Origin of the sequence: Anoxybacillus sp. EFIL, from assembly GCF_013096955.1 — a bacterium.
Taxonomy (GTDB): domain Bacteria; phylum Bacillota; class Bacilli; order Bacillales; family Anoxybacillaceae; genus Anoxybacillus; species Anoxybacillus ayderensis.
The window spans coordinates 265,604-286,815 of the sequence record NZ_SDLH01000003.1 but is presented as its reverse complement, the minus strand read 5'-3'; the positions used below and the strand labels follow the sequence as shown (position 1 = coordinate 286,815).

The following is a 21,212-nucleotide window of genomic DNA, read 5'->3' as shown; positions in this document are numbered from 1 at the left end:
GGGGGAGTTTGGATGGAACGGATGGAAGAATACATTATTATGGAGGAAACGGCTGCGCTCGTGCCGCAATATGATGAATACGGTCGGCTTGGCACAATCGTTTATGAGCTGTACGACACGTACAAAGTGGACCAGTCGCCGAAACAAATTATGCAACAAAGCTGCCGCTATTATGGAAGTACGTATGAAGGGAAAGTACAAGCAGCAAAACATATTCTCGGCATTCGGCAAATGGCTCCCGTCTCCGTTTGTGAAGCGCTTCGGCTTTACTTCTTTCCAACATGTTCTCCTGACAGCGACCGATGCGTATGGATTGCTCAATCTCACATCAAGACGATACAACCGCATGGGAAAAAGAAAACAAAAGTCGTTTTAAAAAATAATAAACAATTAATTGTTGATATACAAAAAGGAACGATGGAAGGGAAGATGTATAAAACGGCGATGTTAATTTTCATTTTACAACAAAGAATAGTGAATAACTATGAAAAATAGTGTATAATATTTCGAGGGAGAAAAGAGGAAAGCGATGCGGACGTTACGAGGACATCATTTATTATGTGTACATGGGTTTCAAGGAATGGGGTATAGTGAATCGTTCGTCAAAAAAATGAGCGAAATTGTCGATGATATACGAAACGACGAGTACGATTTTCCGATTCGCGTCATCGCCGCCCTCGATGAAGCATGTGATGCATGCCCGCATCATGGGATGGATCGCTGTGAAGCAGATGAAGCGTCGAACGATCATGTGTTGGCAATGGATCGACGTGTGCTCAACCAGTTACAGCTAGAAGAACGAGGCGTATATATGAAATCCGAGCTGATCGAACGAACGAAACGAATGGTTGAACCGAATGATTTAGACATGCTTTGTGAAGGGTGTTCATGGCTGTCGTATGGCGTTTGTAAAGAAGGAATACGAAAATTAAAAAACTTTTCTGACAAAAACAAATAAAGTTGTGCTATGATTATGAAATAAAAATAGAAAGAAAGGGTTATTGCATATGAAAGTAGCAAAATTCGGGGGAAGTTCTGTTGCAAATGCAGCGCAATTTCAAAAAGTAGCAAACATCATCACATCGGATGAAGCGCGCAAATTTGTCGTCGTCTCTGCGCCGGGAAAACGGTTTAAAGACGACACAAAAATGACGGATTTGTTAATTGCATTGGCGAAAAAAGTCATTGAAAATAACATATACGAAGGGGTGCTCGTCCAAGTCGTTGCGCGCTATGATGAAATTGTAACTGACTTACAGTTGTCGCGCGACATTTTAGATGTCATTTCCGCCCATTTACAACAACTCATCGATACGTATCATGATCAGCCAGAACGTTTACTCGATGCGTTAAAAGCGAGCGGGGAAGATAACAATGCAAAACTGATGGCGCATTATCTCCGCCAGCTCGGATATGAGGCGCATTACGTCAGTCCGAAAGACGCAGGCATTTTCGTCACAGACGAACCGGGCAATGCGCAAGTGTTACCTGAGTCATACGAACAGCTCGCCAAATTAAATGAACGAAGCGGCATTTTAATTATTCCAGGCTTTTTCGGCTACTCCCGTTCAGGTCATATCGTCACATTCCCGCGCGGCGGCTCGGACATTACAGGTTCGATCGTGGCGGCAGGTGTTGGAGCAGAGCTGTATGAAAACTTTACAGACGTTGATTCCATTTATTGCGTCAATCCGTCGATCGTTGAGCATCCGTGCCAATTAAAAGAATTGACGTATCGTGAAATGCGCGAATTGTCTTATGCTGGGTTTTCCGTTTTTCACGATGAAGCGCTTGAGCCTGTATATCGCCGCGGCATTCCAGTATGTGTGAAAAATACGAACAATCCAGAAGCGCCAGGAACGATGATCGTCGCAACGAGAGACCATCGTGAACGTCCGGTGGCAGGCATCGCCAGCGATACAGGATTTTGCAGCATTAACGTCAGCAAATATTTAATGAACCGCGAAATCGGATTTGGACGCCGTCTGTTACAAATTTTAGAAGACGAAGGCATTTCATATGAGCATACACCATCAGGCATTGATAACATGTCTGTCATTTTACGTGAAGAACAATTAGCAGGCGACGTCGAGCGCCGCGTATTACATCGCATCGTGAACGAATTGCGTGTCGATGAAGTGTCGATCGAACGCGATTTGGCGCTCATTATGGTCGTTGGGGAAGGAATGGAGCGCAGCGTCGGTATTGCAGCTAAAGCAACAGCGGCTTTCGCACGGGCGAACGTCAACATCGAAATGATTAACCAAGGCTCATCGGAAGTCAGCATGATGTTTGGCGTCAAAGCCGATGCGGTAGAAAAAGCGGTGCGCGCACTATATGAAGTATATTTTTAATCGTATAAAAATGGAATAATCGAACAAAATAACCATAGCACACATAAGGGAGGAAAAAAGATGCGCGTGCTATGGTTATTTCTTTTTTTATTCGCCACACCAGTGCAAGCAGCGACATATGAAGAAGCAGTAAAACAGTATGTACAAGACATCGGGTGGACGATGGAAGATTTGACGCGTTATTTGGCGAAATGGAATATGACGATTCACGATTTTTCATCGCTTGATGCGTTAAAAAAGCAGCTCGGTACCCCGATCACGCCTGAACGTCTCGATGCGTTGTTGTTACGGTACGATATGACGAGAGAAGAAGCGGAAGCGCTTCTCGGGCAGTTCGGTGAACAACTGCAACATTATACGTTCGTCGAAGATTTAAATTATGCGTTATCGTTTTACCGCGACCGTTACGATACGATGCAAGCGATGACAGATATGTTAGCGACGATTGGGCTAACGGAAGATGAAATTCGTCGCTTATTTGAACGTACCCCTCTGTCTGCAAAACAAACATTTGAACGTCTCGACGAACAAATGCAAACGCTCGTCTTGCGTGATCCATCCACACCGTTAACAAAACAAGAGCGAGAAACGGTGCTCCATTTTTGGAACGAATGGCTCTCACTTTATCGGCTTCAAGCAAAAGTATATGAAGTCAACGAACAAGGACGAACACCAATTTCGTTTGAACAATTACAAACCGTTCATGCCCCTGTCGTGATGGAATGGTACGATGAGAAAGGGAATTTTGTTGCGGATGTGTACATTCCGCGCGAACGAATGAATGAAAGTACGTTTATTGATGTAAGCGAACAACTCGCACATATCGGTATGATGGCGCTCGATTTAGAAAGCGGCTTGCTCGTTGCGCGCATGCCAAAAACAGCTTCTTCGTACGGAATGAACATCATCATCGGCGTTTGCTTTTTGTTAGGAAGTTTCGTGTTATGGAGGAAGGGAAAACGATGCGAGCCGTTGCGATAGCGTTGTTTCTTTTTGGGGCATCTTTCATTTGGGCAAATGCGCTCGGTTGGCATCGGGCGTATGAAGCAGTGCAACAGAGTGAACAACCGCATGATGCGATCGGGACGCTTTTCATTCCGAAACGAAACATATATACGCCGATTTACGAAGGGATGGAACAATTGGATAAGGGAGTCGCACATGATGAACGAAGCGCGCTCCCAGGGGAGGGAAACCATACCATTCTAGCAGGGCATCGCGATACGGTATTTCGCCAGCTCGGTGACATTCAATTAGGCGATGAGCTGATCGTGCGGACGAACGACAAAACGTGGACGTATGTCGTGCAACATATTCGCATCGTTCGTCCTGACGATCAAACGGTGCTCGTTCCAAAGGCACATCCGACGTTGACGTTAATTACATGCTATCCGTTTCGCTGGATCGGGGATGCTCCGAAACGGTATGTCGTCGTGGCGAAACAAAAACGTTAGCCTTTTTTTGTATGCATTTGTTGTTTAAATTGTTGTAGAAGCGTTTCGCCGTGCAGTCCGCGTTGAACTAAATCTTCTAATACGACTTCAGCTAAATTGGAGCGTTTCACAATTGTCGCATCCATTAATACGCTTATTCGTTCACCCATCAACGTCACCGAACGGACGGTGGCACGGACGTGGGCGGGATCGTTCGTTGTTCGTGAAATCGTGACGAGTGCATCAAACGTCGTTCCGTTTTCTTTTAACGATGTAAACAACTCGCGATATGTTTGCTCGATATACGCTTCAACGAGCCATCGTTTATTTTCATCTTCTTTATTAATCATTAAACCGTCAATGAGCGGAATGTCTTGTTTTTGCTCATGTAATAGCGTGAGCGCAACGAGCTTAAATGTTTTCACAAAACCACCTCGCAACAGTAGTTATTTCCATTATATCATACGAACAACATACAACAAAAAAAGAAAAGAAAAAGTGAAAATTGAATTTTCAAGCACTTTTTTCGTCAAAAACGGCCGAAAAACGGCAAAAAAACGAAAAAAATCGCTTAAAAATTGAAAAATCGAAATTTTACATTATTTTTTCCTTCCCGTATCATATGAGTCGAGGAGGTGATGCAAAACCGATTCCTCTCATTTCCTTCCAAAATGCGTCCTCTTACTGCTCCCTCACAGTTTGGCTAGCCCCCCTTGCTAGCCTCTTTTTTTCAATTGACCGTCTATGATGGGAGTGATATGCTAGGGGGGGAGAAAGGGGTGAATAGAAAATGGAAAGCCAAGTTTTACAAGCCGTAAAAGAATTGCTGTATGAAGTGCGTGAAATGCGCGCAGAGATGGAAAGTTTGAAACAAGAAATAAAAGAGCTGCATGTGCGCATCGGAAAGTTAGAAACAAAAGTGGACAAGCTGCACGATAAATTTGAATTGCATGCGCAAAAACAATGGCAAACAGAGGCTGACGTGTATCGGTTAAAAAAATTAATTGGCATTGAATAAAGGGCAAAAAGCCCCTTTTTTTTATTTCAATGCTTCAATCATTTCATCAATCATTTTTATGACTACTTCTTCCACTCGTTTTCGCTTATGCGAAGGCAATGATTGCAACGCATATAGACGCTTTGCGAGCTCACGCTGTTCATTGATATAACGAATAAGCGCGAGTCGTTCTTCATCCATCTCATTCGTTCCGTACGCGAGTTTGACTTCTTGCAGCAGTTGTTCATCTGTCGGATGTTTGCCAAGTAAAAAATCAACGCTCACACGAAACAAATCGCTCATGTCAATGATCGATTTTAAATCAGGGAGCACCTCGCCGTTTTCCCATTTGCTCACTTTTGAACGAGATACGTTTAGCCGTTGCGCCAGCTGCTCTTGCGTCCAATGGTTTGCTTTGCGCAAACGTTTAATTTGTTCGCTCATATGTTGTAACATCATGTTCCACCAAATTCCCTTTTTTCTTTTTACAATAGAAGAAGAACAAGGGATGTTTTGCTCTTTTTAAGAACAAAAATTAAAATGTTCAAAAATAGAACAAAAATCAACAAGTTCTTTGTCGAAAAAAGTTGATTGAATATTCTTTAAATGTAAAAATATACATTGGAAAAACTTGAAGGAGAGGATGAATTGTGAATATTTATTTTTCGAATTTCATTGTTCATCAAACAAAAAGGGGAGGAAAAACGTGTGAAGTGCTTATTAAAGAGAAACCGTATCCTCCTTTTCATGAGTCCCGAACAATTGAACCAATTCACTTTTCTGATTCACTTCAGTTTATCTCACCGATCGAAAAGTTGCCGCTGGAACCAATTCGCTATCGCATGATTACATGTACAACAAAAGATGATGTATTTTTATTTTTTAAAACGATAGACGATCAACTAATGATTGTCGTGACGCTTTTGTTTGGAAAAGGGAAGTTGCAAGTATGCGTCAAACGTTGGAATGACCTCGAGAAGCGCTACATCCCCGCACCGATGAACGACCTCACAGCTGCTGAAGAACGGGCCATCCTATGTACAGTCCGCTCAGTTTCCATTCGTTCTGGGCAGAAAATTCGTTATTGTTTATTTTAGTTTCGTGTAAGAGGTGAAAGAGGAGAAAAAAATCATACGAAAAAACAAAAAATATGTTTGTTAAACATAAAAAATGATGCTAAAATATAACTGTAGTACTATTTCCTTCTGTTTACGATAGAGAGCGGTTGGTGGCCAGAGGCAAAGAAAAAGAGCTGATGACAACATCAGCTCTTTTTCTTTTATGATTGTGGAATGTAGGCACGCCACGTGGAAAAGTCAAATTCGTCTTTTTGTAAAAGAGATTTTGGAAAAATAAATGTCCATGGCTTGCTTGTGTTTGCTTTTACTTCTAGTTGTAACGTAAATGCCCCGCGGGCGATAACATCCCCCGATGCATCTTCGACGATTAATGGCATTTGCTCAAACGTAATGTTTTTATCACTACCGTTACGAATGAGTAGGGTGACGACTAAATTCCCTTCGTTGTTGATGAGCGCTTGCAACCCCATGACGTTTACCTCGCCTTGCTTTGGTGGAGTAAGGGAGCGCACGAGTTGCTCAAGTTTTTGCTTGTCTTCTTCTTTTAAATGCTGCTGCCAACTTTCTTCTAAATCTAATCGATGTGGCTTCTTTAACTCAAACGCTAACTTCCATCCCGTTTCAGGAATGTTTTCTGTGTATAAGTCACTTGTTGTAAATACAAATCGCCACGGACGGCTACTTTTTGGCGGAATATCGCCAAGTTCACTCATTGGAAATACTTTTCTTCCAACCACTTTTCCGTCTGGCCCAATGAACAATAACGGCATATGGTCAAAACGAATAGGCTGGTCCAAACTGTTGCGAACAAATGCTGTAACAACGTAATGATCGCCTTCCTTTTTCCATTCCACACCGGATAACGATACTTGATTTTTTTTCAACGGCGGCAATTCGTTATTAACGTATTGAAAATAATATTTTTGTTCTGTCGTCAGCGACATCATTGGGTGAATGGATAATGTCGTGTGCACGTCTTCATCTTGTTGTTCATCTGCTCCGTCAAATAACTGACCAGCTTGAATGGTACTATCTTCCCCTTGTTTTTTCTTTTTGAAAAATGGAAACATTGTTCCATCTCCTTTCTTATTGTAAGATGAGCTGGGCAAGTTGTTGGGAAACATCTTTTTCTAATCGGTGATACATGACTATAAAGAGCTCCAACCCTTCTTTTGCATATTGGCGCATCGGATCCTCTTGTCCGTAATAGCGCAACCCAATTCCTTCCTTTAATAACTCCATTGCTTCTAAATGTTTTGTCCAGTGAAAATCGATGAGTGAAAGCATGGCACGTTTTAACGCCTGTTGATGTTCTTTTGTATATTGTAACGTTTCGAGGCGTCTTTTCCATGCCGAAATCGCTTGTTGTACGATCGTTTCTACTTCTTTTCGTTCCACTACCCCTGTGAACGTCACTTGTTCATTTGTCACAAGGTGGATCGTTTCAGCGAGACGAGCGAGATCCCATTGCTCTGGAATAACATCTTCTGGACATGTATAAGCCATTTCTCTTTCAAGAAACGCAGGGATCATACTTGCGACAATTGTGACGGCGTCCTCTTGTTCGAGCACGCGATTGCGTAGCGTATAAATCGTCCGACGCTGCTCGTTAAGTACATCGTCTAGCTTTAAGTTATATTCTCGCACAGAGAAATTGCTTCCCTCACAAATGCGCTGCACACGGTTGACAAATTCATGAACGTCTTTGTTTAATACTTCGCCTTCTTCGTTTACTTGTAGTGATTTTTTCAATTTTTCTAGCTCTTCTTTCGCGAAGCGACGGAACATGTCATCTTCAAGCGAAATGAAAAATTGCGAGCGCCCCGGATCGCCTTGACGGCCTGCGCGTCCTTTTAATTGATTATCAATGCGTCGGCTTTCATGGCGTTCGGTACCGAGGACGTACAATCCGCTAAGCTCTGCCACTCCTTCACCGAGCATAATATCTGTTCCGCGTCCCGCCATATTTGTCGCAATCGTAATTTGTCCTTTTTGACCGGCACGAGAAATGAGTTCGACTTCTTGTTCGACGCTTTTGGCGTTTAACAATTGAAACGGCAACCCTTCTTCCGCTAAATATTGCGCCACTTTTTCCGACTGTAAAATGGACGTCGTTCCGATGAGCATCGGTTGCCCTGTCGCATGAACGCGCTTCGCTTCTTTGGCGACTGCTTTATATTTCGCTTCGACTGTCGCAAAGACGCGATCCGGCAAGTCTTGACGAATGACAGGACGGTTTGTTGGAATTTGGACGACATCCATTCCATACAACGTTTGAAACTCTTTTTCTTCTGTTTTCGCTGTTCCTGTCATTCCTGATAAAATCGGATAAAGGCGAAAATAGTTTTGGATTGTGATAGACGCTTGAATTTTATTTTCTTCCGTTAACTCCAATCCTTCTTTTGCTTCAATCGCTTGATGAAGCCCGTTGCTTAAACTGCGCCCTTCCATCGGACGACCGGTGAACATGTCGATTAACAACACTTTCCCGTCTTTCACGATATAGTCGACATCGCGTGTAAACATGACGTATGCGCGCAACGCTTGAATGACGTAATGGTACAACACTTGATGTTCAAGGTCATATAAATTGTCGATGCCGAATCCTTTTTCAATTTTTTCAATGCCTCGTTCTGTTAAATTCACTGTTTTCGTTTCTTCGTCGTATTCATAATCTTCATCGCGGACGAAATGTTTTACGATGCGCGCGCATAAATAGCTTAACTCCGAGCTGACACCTGTTTTCCCTGCGATAATGAGAGGAGTTTTCGCTTCGTCAATTAATACGCTATCAACTTCATCAATAATCGCATAATGAAACGGGCGTTGGACACGATCGGCGACACTGTATGCCATATGATCGCGCAAATAGTCGAAGCCAAACTCATTGCCGACACCGTATGTAATGTCGGCTTGATATGCGGCTTGTTTTTCTTCAGGTGACATGTGTGGCAAGTTTAGGCCGACAGTGAGCCCTAAAAACTCATGAATTTTTCCGATTAAATCACGGTCGCGTTTTGCTAAATAGTCGTTTACGGTAATGACGTGCACTCCTTTTCCTTCAAGTGCGCGCAAATAACTTGGGGCGGAAGCGACGAGCGTTTTTCCTTCCCCTGTTGCCATCTCCGCAATATTTCCTTCCGCAAGCACAAGCCCACCAATGAGCTGAACGTCAAAATGGCGCATGCCAAGCACGCGTTTTGACGCTTCACGAACAGTCGCAAACGCTTCAACTTGTATATCAAATACGGTTTCTCCATTTTGTAGACGACGTTTGAACTCCTCTGTTTTTGCTTTTAATTGTTCATCCGTCATTTTTTCAAACTCTGGTTCAAGCGCATTCATGCGTGCCACCGTTTTATAATAGTTTTTTAGTTTCCGTTCATCGCTGTTTACGAACTTTTTTATGTAAGATAACATCGGAACCTTCTCCTTCGTTGTAAATCAAATCGTTTCAACGTACAGTATACCATTGTTCCCAAAATGTTTCACGACCCGGAAAATATTTCTTTACTTTTTTGTGCTTGGGTGATATTGTAAGATTGTTAGAAAAAATTATCAAAATATGAAACTTTTTTGTCTTTTTTTCGTTTTAGTAGGTGTATTTGCTTTTGAGGGCGAACATGTATGTTACATTCTTTTGAAGGAGGACTTTTATGAAAAAATGGAAGAAGACCGCATTATCTGTTAGCTTGGCTTCCGCACTGATCGTGCCAACAGTCGCTCAAGCGTCGACGGAACCGCCAATAGCGCAATGGAAAAAACAAGTGACAAAAGGGCAAACGTCTCTTGCTTACAAACGGTTTGACGAGGCGCAAGACCAAGTGAGCACCGACACGCTGATTGTCAAGTACAGCGAGAAAATTCCGGCTGCTGTTCATCGCAGTTTAGGAGCGACATTAAAGCAGTCGTTTCCGCAATTAGGCTATGATGTCGTCACCGTGCAAAAAGGAAAAGAGATGCAGCAAGTGATAAAAAATTACGCAAAATTAAAAGCTGTCAAACGTGTGACACCAAGTTTTACATACAAACGGCTCGGTTCAGCTGATCCGAAAGCAGATCATATGTATTTATTATCGCTTTTAAACATCGATAAGGCGTTAAAACTTGCTGGGAAGTCTAGTGTGACGGTTGCTGTCATCGACACAGGAATGGACACGAAACATCCTGAGTTCAAAGGGCGTCTCCTTCCAGCTTACAACGCGATCAATCCCGCAGGGGCGCCGATCAAAGATGTGCACGGAACGCATGTTGCTGGCATTATCGGTGCGAACGCCAACAACGGTGTTGGAGCGCACGGCGTCAACCCAAACGTCAACATTTTGCCAATTGACGTATTTGGTGGGGGATGGGGGGCAAGCGATTATACGATTGCCCAAGGCATTTTATATGCGATTGAAAAAGGGGCAAAAGTCATTAACATGAGCCTTGGCGGCTATTTTAGCTCCCCAATTTTAGAAGAAGCCGTTCAAAAAGCGATTGACGCAGGGATTACGGTCGTTGCAGCAGCAGGAAACGAAGCGACAGATATGTACTCCATCCCAGCTTCATACGAAGGCGTCATTAGCGTCGGGGCGACCGACAGCAAAAATAAACTTGCTGAGTTTTCAAACTACGGTCCGTCTGTAGACATTGTGGCACCGGGTGTGGACGTGTACAGCCCAATTTATGACTACACGAAAGGATCTTCGTTTGCCGAGTTAAGTGGAACGTCAATGGCTTCGCCAGTTGTGGCAGGCGTTGCGTCACTTCTTTTATCGAAATATCCGAATTTAAAGCCGTATCAAGTCGAATGGATATTAGAACGTACGGCGACAGATTTAGGGGAAAAAGGATACGATTTAACGTACGGCAACGGTTTAGTCAATCCAGTGGCAGCATTGCAATATAACATCAAAAACGTGCCGCAAAAAGAAAAGTGGAACGATGAAACGATTTTAGCGAAAGCGCCAGTCATTGATGCGAAAGAACCGTACGTGAAAACAGGTTCGTTCACAAAGCCAGAGGAAATGCATTGGGTGAAGGTGAACGTTCAACAAGGTGAAAGCGTGCAAGCGTTGCTCGAAGGAGCCCAATCATACGACTATAAGCTCGTATTCCGTTTTTACCCAGAAGGAAAAACAGCGTCTGACAAGCCGATTCAAGTGAATGATGGTCGTGCAGGCGAAATGGAAGCGAAACTATTTACGGCAAAACAATCAGGCGTGCTTGCGATCGGCGTCACAGATGCGAACGGCAACTACAGCTTGCAAGGAAAGTCAACATATACGTTAGCCGTACAGTCGTTTACAGAACTTGCGGACGATGGGATCACAAAAGAAAATCCAGCTATTATTGAACAGTTGCCGTTTGTTGCAGAAAACTTAACGTTTGTTCCTGAAAAAGATGCAACGGAAAGCGACCGTGACTATTTCCTTTTTACCGTAACAGAGCCAACGACGGTGAAGTTTACATTGTCGCCTGTTCCAGGGATCGATTCATCATTAAACATTTATTTCGCTGATGAGCTATATCGCCCTGTTAATCCAGACGCGAAATATAAAGAAATCACATTCCCGACTGCATATGGAAACAATAATGGCATAAGTAAAGGAGAAACGCTCACGTTTGAGGCGCAGCCGGGCGTGCCATATGTCGTTGAAGCTTCCAGCGAACCAATGGGCGGATTTTATCCAATGATGTTTGATATGGCGATGTCAAGCAATCAAGTAAAACAGTTAACGGGTTCAGCAATTCCATATGAGCTTCGTGCAGAAGTCGTGACGCTTCCAGCTGATGAAGACAACTTCCCAGCACGTGAGCCGATGCAATCGGAGAATGGGGCTGTGGAACAAGCTGAAAAAATAAAAGAACAAATGCGCAAACCGAACGACATCGCTGTCATTATCGATGATGGAAGTTGGAGTTATTTCGATAAAGAACAAGTACGACAAATTAAAGAAAATGCCCGTCCTTACAATATTGGGGACAAAACAGAAGCGTTCATTCAATTTAGTGGGGATCAAGACTTTTACCGATTTACTGTCCCGACAACGGCAGTGTACGAGTTTTCGTTTGCGACACCTGAAGATATGATGCCTTCAGCTACATTATTTGAATACGATGAGAAAAAAGACGACCTCGTACATGTAGACAGTTTTTTGCCGTTTGATTGGATGACAGGCAAAAAACAAACAGATTGGACGCTCATTTTGGAAGAAGGAAAAACGTATTACATGTCGGTGCAAAACGACTATTATCAACCGGTCGCTGAACCGTACAGCATTGCGTCGAAAAAATTAATCGATGTACCGAAAGATAAAAATGAGAAAAATAACGAGCCAATTCAGGCAACGGTTGTGAACGTCAATGAAACGAAAACAGGAAACTTCGTACTTCCGAACGATGTCGATTACTACTACTATAAACATCGCCAAGCGACCGAACTGTTGACGCTTTTTGCACAGCCAAGTAAGCCAAATGCGTCGCTGCCGAAACGATTGCGCGGCACATTAGTTCCGATTATCTCCGTCGTTGAAGATACGAACGGCAATATGACGATTGACGAAGACGAATACGGCAAAGCTGTCACGTTTTTCCCGAGTGGATGGAGCCCGTTATATGACGTACACGGATCGTTCCGCGCGAAGAAAAATGTCGGATATTTCTTTGTTGCTAACTCATTTATGTTTGATGGACTATCGCTTCAGTCTTACAACTTTGGTATTCAATCGTTCAACAAAAAAGATGAAGACGCATCGTCTGTCTTGAAAAACAACGTACCATCGAAGCCACTTTCTCTTTATAAAAAAGGAAATACGTATGAAGCAACGGGATACATGAACATCGTTGACTATGGAGATAAAGACGCGTACAAATTTGTCGTTGAAAAAGACGGTGCATTTACATTAAAGCTCGAAGTACCGGGCACGATGGATGGCGTCATGTCCATTTTCGATGCAAAAGGACGCCTCATCCAAACGTACGACTATTACGGTGACGGCGATGCAGAAATCGGTACGCTTTCGTTGAAAAAAGGAACGTACTATATCGTCATCGAAGAATCGCTCGCTCGTCCAAATGCTAAGCCATACACGCTCTCTATTACAAAGAAATAGATGAAAGGAAGGTTGCCTGCAGGCAACCTTTCTCTTTTTCTATACGCATCGTGCAACCGATCGTGTTAAAATAAATATAGATTCATAGACAACGAGGTGAATCACATGCGATTCATATGGCTTACGTTCTTTTTTTTATTGTTTTTTCAACATCCAGTTCATGCTAATGTCGTTGATTTAACAAATAAAGCAAAAGCGCAAGCGTACGAAGATTATTATCCGCTTATTGCGCGCTATAAAGGAACGAGTGGAGTGACGTTTGAAAGTTACAGCACATATTGGAACGAAACGAAGCTTGCCGAACTTGAGAAAGAGCTTCTAAAAAACAAACATGGTGTCGAGCTTTCCTTGTTAGGAAGTGTAAAAATTTTTCCTGATTACCCCGCAGGACGAAACGTGCTTGGACAATATTTTGCGCAATATCAACTTAGCCCAAAGCTTGCTTTATTGCCAAATCGGTACATTCACTTATACGGTGGAAACGAATGGACGACGGTTGAGGAGATGGCGACGACGTTAGCGCACGAGTATGGGCATCATTTCACTTATTATTATTTGTTAAATAAAGAACAGCGCCGACCGAACGAATGGCTACAGTCGCAGTATGCCGCTGCGCGCCAGTTGTTTCGCTATCCGTCCGTTCATGCTGACGGGAGTGGAAAATATGAATGGTATATGCCTGAAATATTAGCTGAAGATTATGTGCAGCTATTTGGGTCACCGAATGCGCTAAAAGGGCATATGCAAATGAACGCCCAACTTCCGACGCCATTTGAGCTTCAAGCGCTTCAAACGTATTGGAAAAATTATATTGGTGCTCCGTACGAGCCGCTACCTCCGCTTTCATTACTGCTGACAAACTATACGGTAAAAAATAACGTGTATTCGCTAAAGCTTTACACATATGCCGATACAACAGCATACTTGAACGCACAAGATGGACAAGGGCGCTATGCTTCTGTTTATATCGGGAGTGTGCCAAAAGGGATAAACGAAACGACATATGATGGAGCAAAGCTGAATAATCAAGTTTCTTGGCTATTTCGCTCAACGATTGTCGATACGGCATTATTTCGTGTCGTTCAGCCGACAACAAAAGGATTTAATCGCGGTTCAGCGACGTTGCGTGTATCGTATGGAGCGATCGATTCGCTTCTTTCTACCCCTCCACTTTTTCCAGACGTCGTCGGGGAGGAGTTGCAAGAAGCTGCACGGCTGTTATATGAGCGCGGGATTATCTCAGGATTCCCGGACGGAACGTATCGCCCGAACGAACGAATATCTCGCCGTCATGCTGCCCTTATGCTTATTCGCGATTTAAAGTTGACGCTGCCTGAAGGGTATGTCATCAAGGCGAAAGATGTCAAACCGACGGATCCGTGGTATAAAGAGATGGCGATTGCTGAGGCATATGGATTGCTGACCGGATATAACGGAAAGCTATATCCGAACGATTATATGACCCGCGCCCAAATGGCAACGATTTTAACGAGAGTGTATGCTGATGTGTACGAACAACCGACAACGAATCAATCGTTTTTCGATGTGCCTCCTTCTCATTGGGCATATCGGGCGATCGATACGCTTTTTTACAACGGCATTACGATCAACAATCCGTATCGTCCGAACGACGTCGTGACGCGCGGACAGTTTGCCCTTTTTTTAAAACGGACGCTTGATAAAAAATAGCGAGGAAGGCTTGTCCTTCCTCGCTATTTTGCGTTCATCGCACGGTAGAAAAACACCGCAAATTGTGCGCGTGTGACCGTTTCTTTCGGACGGAACGTTCCGTCTTCGTACCCGTTCGCGATGCCCGATGCAACGAGCTTTTCAATCGCATCATATGCCGCGTCCGTTTCTTTGACGTCAGTAAATGGGACATCTGCTCCGCGCTTTAACTTCCATGCCTCCGCAAACCACATGGCAAGCTGTTCCCGCGTCAACGGTTCATCCGGTTGAAATGACTTGTCGTTTTTACTCACGATATTTTCTTTCACAAGCGCGTTGATTGCGCCAACCGCCCAATGATCGCTCGGTACGTCTGTAAACGTTTCTTTGCGATTGTTCATATCGAAATTGAAATATGTAGCAATCACTCCTGCCGCTTCTGCACGCGTCATCGTTTCATCTGGCTTAAAGTAGCTTTTTGCATATCCGAGCACAATTTCTTTTTTGCCTAACGTTTCAATTTCTTTATTTGCCCAAAAATCGTTTCCGACATCTTGAAATTTCCCTGCGTCCTGTGCGTATGCAAGTACGCGTCTTGCTCCTATGTATCGTTTCTTATAATAGGAATCATCTAACGACGTGACGATAATTCCTTTGGATGAACTGGCATGAATAAATTGGTTGTCGCCAATATAAATCCCGGCATGCGACGGACCTTTTTTATACGTCTCAAAAAAGACGAGATCCCCTATGCGCAAGTCTTCTTTTTTCACCGCACTTCCTTGCTTATACTGCTCCGCTGTCGTGCGCGCTAACGTGACGCCTAGTCCACTCATTACATGTCTCGTAAATCCGGAACAGTCAAATCCTTTTTCTGAACTCCCCCCGAATTGATACGGCACCCCGACATATTTTTTCGCAAGTGGAACGAGCCGATCATAGCTATCGCTTGCATAGGCGAAGGAAGGGAAGAGGAAAAATAAAAGCAATGCTGAAACGAACCGTCTCACAACATACACCTCACTTCGCTATTGTTCTTGCAATTTCGACATTTTCACACTATTCCAAGTGTATCATAAATAGGAGAATGGTAATTTTACAGTTATGTAACAAAAGTTTTTGTCAAAAGTTACGCTTATAGGTATTGAAAAAAGTCGAACATTCGGTAAAATGGTGAATAGGTGGAAGACTACATGTGAAAAAGTTTTGTTATTCCAACAAAGAAAAACTGTTCAAAAAATGGTTGACACGATGTATGGAAAAAATTATAATGTAGTTTGTAGTCGTTCACTCGCTAAGTTTAAGAGTTTGATAGAGAAAACATACATATCTCTTAAATTTAGCTGAACTTAAATAGAAATAGAAACAAAAGGAGGAAATATGTCGATGGCTTACCAACCAAAGTCTTATCGCAAATTTTTAGCTGGTACAGTTTCTGCGGCAGTTGTTGCTTCAGCGATCGCACCAGTAGCAAGCGCGGCTTCTTTCACAGACGTAGCAGGAAGCGTGCATGCAGATGACATCGCTACATTAGTAGCAAAAGGGTACATTAAAGGATATGCAGACGGTACATTCAAACCAAACAAATCATTAACACGTGGTGAAGCTGCAATCATCTTCTCACGCATTTTAAAAGATGCAGGCGTAAAAGCTCCTGAGCAAGGTGCAGGCTTCCCAGACGTTCCAGCAGGAAACGCTGAATTAGCAGAAGCAGTTGCGATCGTGAAAGCTGCAGGTGTCATGGGTGGAGACGAGAAGGGTAACTTCAACCCGAACGCAACAATCACTCGCGAGCAAATGGCGAAAGTTGTTGTTGAAGCGTTCAAATTAACAAAACCTGCAAACCACACAACAAAAGTAACTGACCTTGACAAAGCAGGCGCATGGGCGCGTGAATACATCCAAACATTAGAAGCAAACGGCGTAACGAAAAACACAGAATTCATGCCAAAACAAAGCGTCACACGCGGTCAATTCGCTTCATTCGTCGTTCGTGCGATGGAAGTGAAAAAAGAAGTTTCAGCAGCAGACATCGCAGCTGTAAAACTTGTTGACGAAAAAACATTAGAAGTAACATTCAACGGCGAATTGAAAGAAGTGAAAAAAGAAGACTTCGCCATCCAAGGCGTTGAAATCGAATCTGTATCAATTAAAGCTGCTGCAGCAGCTGAAGCGAAAACAACAGTTGTTGTGATCAAAACAAAAACAGCATTACAAGAAGGCAAATCTTACAGCGTATCTTACAAAGGTCAAACAACTGACAAAGCGAAAGTTGATGTTCCAGTTGTAACGCCGAAAGTTGAAAGTGTAAGTGCGATTAACGCTAAACAAATTGAAGTTAAGTTTAACAAGGCTGTTGATAAGTCTACAATTTTCTCTAACGTAACGGCCGGAACTCTTAATACTGGTGTAATTACGGTAAAACGTACAGTAAACGATACAGATACTAACAAAAACGTAGATACGACTTCTGATACAGTTACTGCTTCTTTAAGTGAAGACGGAAAAACATTAACATTAACGCTTGATGTTACTAGTTCTAAATATTTTGAAGGAACTTATGCTGTAACAGTTTCTGATGCTGTTAAGACTACTGAAGGTAAAGCAATTACAGCTTATGCTGGCACATTTACTGTAAAAGACCAAACTGCACCAACAGTTAAAGAAGTAGTTTATAATACAATTACTAATGAGGTAGAAGTAACATTTGCTGAGCCAGTTACACGAGTGCCAGACGTTGTACGTTTAAATGGAGAACCTGTATCTGGTGTGGTATTTGTATCAAATACTAACCAAACAAAAGTTAAATTTACTAAGCCATCTTCTGTGGCTGCAGGCTCTACAGCTTCTATCTATGTAGCTGGAACAACTGATGCTGCATCAAATATTCTAAGCCCATATAATGGTAATGTAACATTTACTAACGATGCATCTGCATTGCAAGTAACATCTGTTACACAAATTAGCTCTAACAAAGTGAAAGTAGTATTCAACAAATCTCTTGCTAGTAACGATGCTACTATTGATGGTGCCCTAACTGCAATTATTGATGGCACAGTAGTGGCTGCAGGCGATGTAACAGCTGCTCTTGATACAACTGATACTTCTAATAAAACTGTTATTGTAACATTTAGCGGGTCATATACTGCACCTAACTATTTCTATGGTAGCTCAGCAACTTCAAAAGCTGTAACATTAACATTTGCTAATGATGTAATTACAGATGTATTCGGTAAGAAACTTGCTGCTACAACTCAAAGCATTACTATGACTAAAGATGCTACTGGTCCGCAAGTAGTTTCAGCGAAAATTGCTTCTAACGGTGTAGACATCGAAGTAACATTTGATGAAGAAATTGCTAATACTGGTGACACAGCTAAAATTGTATTACGTAAAGATGGAGTTGCGATGAATACAGCTGCTTCTGCAGTTCGCAAAGGAGCTACTGGAGATGACGCTAAAGTCCTTGTAATTACTCCAAATACTGCAGACCTTGTTTCAGGTAAATTACCAGCTGGAACATATACAGTTCGTTTAGAAGCTGGTGCAATTGCAGATGCTCATACTAATAATAATGCTGTAGCTACTACAACAGTTTCTAAGGCTGCTACTACAACTGATTTAACTGCTACAATCGCTACTCAAGCAGGTCAACGCAACATCTTTGAAGTTACATTCAGTGAAGATGTTACTACAAGCTCAGCACTAAATCTTGCTAACTATAAGTTAGATGGAGCTGCTTTACCAAGTGGAACCGATATCTACTTCAAAAATGGTGCAGCCAACAGAACAGTAGTTATCGAATTACCACAAGGTTCAATTAACTTTGGCGCAGTTGGCACAGGAGCAAATGCGGTTTTAGCAGTTAGTGGTGTTCAAACATCTTCTGGTAAGACGGTAATTCCAACATCTGGAACTGTATTGGTGGAAGATAACACACCAGCTACGTTACAAAGTGCAACATTAGTAGGAAGCAACGTCCTTAAACTTACATTTAATGAGAATATTAGCGCTTCATTTGCTGATGTCGCTGATATCTTAGATGATATCCAAATCTCTAATGGCACTACTACATTTACGGCTGGCAATGCTACACATACTGCATCTGTATCTGGAAAAGATTTAGTTATTACTATAAATCCAGGAACATCTAACTGGTCTACAGTAACATCTTCTCCTACAGTAACAGTGAAAACTCTTACTGGTGGTGACGGAGATATCAAAGACGTTAACGGTGTAACTGTTAAGGGCGATGTTTCTGTAACATTAACAAAATAATATTGCACCTTTTGAAGAGTGACCATTAAATATGGTCACTCTTTTTAGCTATAGGTATCTATCATAGCGAAAGGTCCTTTGGAGAGAAATCTCTGCGGGGCTTTTCTTTTTGTCCATATCTGTATCGAGCTTGATTTCAAATATATATTATGATTTTGAACCTAAAGTCATAAAGCCTCAATTCCTTTCGGGGAATTGAGGCTATTTCTATTTTAGGAGGGAAACAAGATGAGCAAGTATCAAACCATCAACCGCCAGCAGCTAGAGTTGCTGGAAAGAGAGGTGTCTGCCAAGCAGCGAGCGAAGCGCGTCAACATTGTCAGCCTGAAGCTCGTTCGTGAATCTAGCGTGCTGTACAAGGAGCGGCAAATCAAATCGCCAGAGGATGCATACAAGCTACTGAAGCCGTTTCTTGTGGAAGCCGACCGGGGTAGGGTGCCTGTGCATTGCGATCCCAAAAGTAGACAATATAAAATCGGTTAACCCGAAGGAATCAGAGCGAAACAGTTCTGATTCCTTTCCTTTTCTCGTCTTTTTTCAGTGTCTCAGAACTCCCTGAAACTGTCAAGGAGAGCACTTGACAGCCCCATGGAGTTCTGAGGAGAGGTAGGTAAGACGAGAAGGAGGAAATATAGGGGATGCGTGCCTGTCACGCCCCGAAGTTTGTCGAAGATTGGTAGAGACAGAGAGTCATTGAGTGGCTCTCTGTTTCTTTTTTCGCATCAAACATGATTTGAAACATATATTATACTTTTGAACGCCTTCATTCCGCTTTGGAATGGGGGCGATTTTTATTTTAGGAGGGAGTCGGATGCAACCAGCAAAGCGCATCAACATTGTCAGTGTAAAGCTCGTTCGGGAGGGGAGTGTGTTGTACAAAGAGCGACGTGTTCAGTCGCCGGCGGATGTGGATAAGTTGCTGATATCGAAATGTTCGCTATACTTGCGAAATTTGTCGAAAGATATCTTTGAATATATGGAAGGATTTTCTCATTTTCTGTCGAATCGCTTGTTCGAAGTGAGGTTTGTGGAAGAAAGGAATGGTTTCATTGGCTAAAAATACAGGAGAAAATTACAGAATTGGCGCTGTGAAGAATCGTTCTCAAGTGTACAATCCAAAGACTGATTCATGGGTGAAACGTGGCGAAGATGGTCGTTTTATGGACGTGAAAACGTCAAGTAACACTCCGTTCAAGGGTGTAAGAAAAGAGAAATAAAAAATTTTTCATTTCCGAACCTCGCTCTTATTAGTTAAGTAAGTGAAATCATTTGGTTACGGAAGGAGGGAGAGAAGTGATTTTTGGTTCAATAAACGTAAAAAGAAACGCAAAATTTAAAATAAAGTTAAGTGGAGATGGGCAATATTATTTTGTTTTGGTAGCTCCTAACAATGAGATTATTGCCACTAGTGAAACATATGTAACTAAGCAGAAATGCAAAGAAGGAATTGAAGCTGTGAAAAAATATGCCGCAGATGCGGATGTGGAAGACGAGACTGCATAGAAGATGGTGGGTTATTGAAAAGAGAGAATGTATAGCACTCATTAATATGTTACAAAAAATAGATATTGGAATGGGGGGATGTAATTTGTTCGCTAGAATTGATAAAGCGATATTTTATACGATAGTTGGCGCGTATATTATTTCTTTTTTCATTTTATTTTTTCATTATCAGGCTACTCCCAATTTAAAAGAGGAGACTATTCGAAATTTTATTCATACAATAGTTAATGCCAGTGTAACAGCATCAGTTGGATTTGCAAGTATAATAGTAGCTATAGTAGTAGCACTGAAGGAAAAAAGTCAGTTTGGGAGTGAACAGAAAAAGCAATTAGTTACATTAATTAGAGGGTTTTTTTATTATGTAATTTTTAATTTGATGCTATTAGTACTTTCTTATTTTGAAAAGATGATTCATGAAGGTCTAATCATTATTTTTTTTGTTCTTATTTTAAGTATAATTGCGTTAATATGTTTCTTGAAGGAATCAATGTTTTTGATTACTAAAGTATTAAATATTCAAAGATGAGAAGTAACTATTCACCTAGGTGCTGGAGATCGTATGCCTGTCACGCCCCGAAGATTGATAGAAACAGAGAGCCGTTCATGGCCCGCTGTTTCTTTTCCGCATAAAAACGTAGATGAAGAAATACCTTTTCAAATCTATAGAAATAAAAGATTCCAAGCAGTTGAAAAATTTGACTACGTTATTTTTTGTCAATCACCGAGTTATATGCCTAAAAATGCTGAGCATATGTTAGACGTTACAAAAGAGTATATTTTGAAAATATAATTTTAAATTATTT

At 42.1% G+C, this 21,212-nt stretch carries 20 protein-coding genes; 15 read left to right on the top strand and 5 right to left on the bottom strand.

Annotated elements, in window-relative coordinates; genetic code table 11:
* Positions 1–12: 12 nt before the first annotated feature.
* From ES017_RS07565 to ES017_RS07545, 5 genes are read left to right on the top strand one after another with little or no spacing between them, the layout of a single operon-like run.
* Positions 13–495 carry a competence protein ComK gene (locus ES017_RS07565; protein ID WP_021094681.1) on the top strand — a complete coding sequence of 161 codons (483 nt, stop codon included), beginning with the start codon at positions 13–15 and terminating at the stop codon, positions 493–495.
* Positions 496–529: 34 nt separating this feature from the next.
* Positions 530–958 carry a DUF1284 domain-containing protein gene (locus tag ES017_RS07560; RefSeq protein WP_021094680.1) on the top strand — a complete coding sequence of 143 codons (429 nt, stop codon included), beginning with the start codon at positions 530–532 and terminating at the stop codon, positions 956–958.
* 49 nt (positions 959–1,007) lie between these two features.
* Positions 1,008–2,354 (top strand): aspartate kinase, encoded by a 1,347-nt coding sequence (locus tag ES017_RS07555; RefSeq protein ID WP_021094679.1) that lies wholly within the window; start codon positions 1,008–1,010, stop codon positions 2,352–2,354.
* Between the two features lie 60 nt (positions 2,355–2,414).
* Complete coding sequence (locus ES017_RS07550; protein WP_021094678.1) at positions 2,415–3,335, top strand: processed acidic surface protein; 921 nt, start codon at positions 2,415–2,417, stop codon at positions 3,333–3,335.
* Complete coding sequence (locus ES017_RS07545) at positions 3,299–3,808, top strand: class D sortase (protein ID WP_253263369.1); 510 nt, start codon at positions 3,299–3,301, stop codon at positions 3,806–3,808. The genes ES017_RS07550 and ES017_RS07545 overlap by 37 nt, the downstream gene beginning before the upstream one ends.
* On the opposite strand, the gene ES017_RS07540 is transcribed toward ES017_RS07545, so the two are convergent.
* Positions 3,805–4,212 carry a YwpF-like family protein gene (locus ES017_RS07540; protein ID WP_042535316.1) on the bottom strand — a complete coding sequence of 136 codons (408 nt, stop codon included), beginning with the start codon at positions 4,210–4,212 and terminating at the stop codon, positions 3,805–3,807. The two genes, ES017_RS07545 and ES017_RS07540, sit on opposite strands and share 4 nt — an antisense overlap.
* Positions 4,213–4,577: 365 nt before the next feature.
* On the opposite strand from ES017_RS07540, the gene ES017_RS07535 reads away from it, so the two are divergent.
* A complete protein-coding gene (locus tag ES017_RS07535) occupies positions 4,578–4,805 on the top strand; it encodes a hypothetical protein (RefSeq protein ID WP_021094675.1) in 228 nt (75 codons plus the stop codon).
* A 21-nt stretch (positions 4,806–4,826) separates the two neighbouring features.
* Here ES017_RS07535 and ES017_RS07530 read toward each other — a convergent pair whose 3' ends face one another.
* On the bottom strand, positions 4,827–5,243 hold the full coding sequence (locus ES017_RS07530) for a helix-turn-helix domain-containing protein (protein ID WP_235341143.1): 417 nt from the start codon (positions 5,241–5,243) through the stop codon (positions 4,827–4,829).
* Between the two features lie 188 nt (positions 5,244–5,431).
* On the opposite strand from ES017_RS07530, the gene ES017_RS07525 reads away from it, so the two are divergent.
* Complete coding sequence (locus ES017_RS07525) at positions 5,432–5,881, top strand: hypothetical protein (RefSeq protein ID WP_035063140.1); 450 nt, start codon at positions 5,432–5,434, stop codon at positions 5,879–5,881.
* 182 nt (positions 5,882–6,063) lie between these two features.
* On the opposite strand, the gene ES017_RS07520 is transcribed toward ES017_RS07525, so the two are convergent.
* Complete coding sequence (locus tag ES017_RS07520) at positions 6,064–6,933, bottom strand: accessory Sec system S-layer assembly protein (protein ID WP_042535318.1); 870 nt, start codon at positions 6,931–6,933, stop codon at positions 6,064–6,066.
* A 16-nt stretch (positions 6,934–6,949) separates the two neighbouring features.
* Entirely contained in the window at positions 6,950–9,283 is a 2,334-nt protein-coding gene (gene secA2 / locus ES017_RS07515) for an accessory Sec system translocase SecA2 (RefSeq protein WP_075039196.1), read from the bottom strand.
* A 236-nt stretch (positions 9,284–9,519) separates the two neighbouring features.
* Between secA2 and ES017_RS07510 the strand changes: the two genes are divergently transcribed.
* On the top strand, positions 9,520–12,960 hold the full coding sequence (locus ES017_RS07510; RefSeq protein ID WP_075039197.1) for a S8 family peptidase: 3,441 nt from the start codon (positions 9,520–9,522) through the stop codon (positions 12,958–12,960).
* A gap of 105 nt (positions 12,961–13,065) precedes the next feature.
* Positions 13,066–14,649: an S-layer homology domain-containing protein gene (locus tag ES017_RS07505; protein ID WP_216367472.1), complete on the top strand. Its 1,584-nt coding sequence runs from the start codon at positions 13,066–13,068 to the stop codon at positions 14,647–14,649.
* A gap of 23 nt (positions 14,650–14,672) precedes the next feature.
* On the opposite strand, the gene ES017_RS07500 is transcribed toward ES017_RS07505, so the two are convergent.
* Positions 14,673–15,638 carry a C40 family peptidase gene (locus ES017_RS07500; protein WP_171334944.1) on the bottom strand — a complete coding sequence of 322 codons (966 nt, stop codon included), beginning with the start codon at positions 15,636–15,638 and terminating at the stop codon, positions 14,673–14,675.
* 376 nt (positions 15,639–16,014) lie between these two features.
* On the opposite strand from ES017_RS07500, the gene ES017_RS07495 reads away from it, so the two are divergent.
* The 6 genes from ES017_RS07495 (at position 16,015) to ES017_RS07470 (ending at position 20,935) form a co-directional block, all read left to right on the top strand.
* A complete protein-coding gene (locus ES017_RS07495) occupies positions 16,015–18,906 on the top strand; it encodes an S-layer homology domain-containing protein (RefSeq protein ID WP_171334943.1) in 2,892 nt (963 codons plus the stop codon).
* A 228-nt stretch (positions 18,907–19,134) separates the two neighbouring features.
* Entirely contained in the window at positions 19,135–19,389 is a 255-nt protein-coding gene (locus tag ES017_RS07490; protein WP_483296342.1) for a hypothetical protein, read from the top strand.
* Positions 19,390–19,717: 328 nt separating this feature from the next.
* A complete protein-coding gene (locus ES017_RS16260) occupies positions 19,718–19,963 on the top strand; it encodes a hypothetical protein (RefSeq protein WP_483296341.1) in 246 nt (81 codons plus the stop codon).
* A complete protein-coding gene (locus ES017_RS07480) occupies positions 19,956–20,123 on the top strand; it encodes a hypothetical protein (protein ID WP_020424582.1) in 168 nt (55 codons plus the stop codon). The genes ES017_RS16260 and ES017_RS07480 overlap by 8 nt, the downstream gene beginning before the upstream one ends.
* A gap of 76 nt (positions 20,124–20,199) precedes the next feature.
* Positions 20,200–20,409 carry a YegP family protein gene (locus tag ES017_RS16115; RefSeq protein ID WP_019418136.1) on the top strand — a complete coding sequence of 70 codons (210 nt, stop codon included), beginning with the start codon at positions 20,200–20,202 and terminating at the stop codon, positions 20,407–20,409.
* 85 nt (positions 20,410–20,494) lie between these two features.
* Positions 20,495–20,935, top strand: a complete 441-nt coding sequence (locus ES017_RS07470) for a hypothetical protein (protein WP_171334942.1) — start codon at positions 20,495–20,497, stop codon at positions 20,933–20,935.
* The last annotated feature ends 277 nt before the right edge of the window (positions 20,936–21,212 follow it).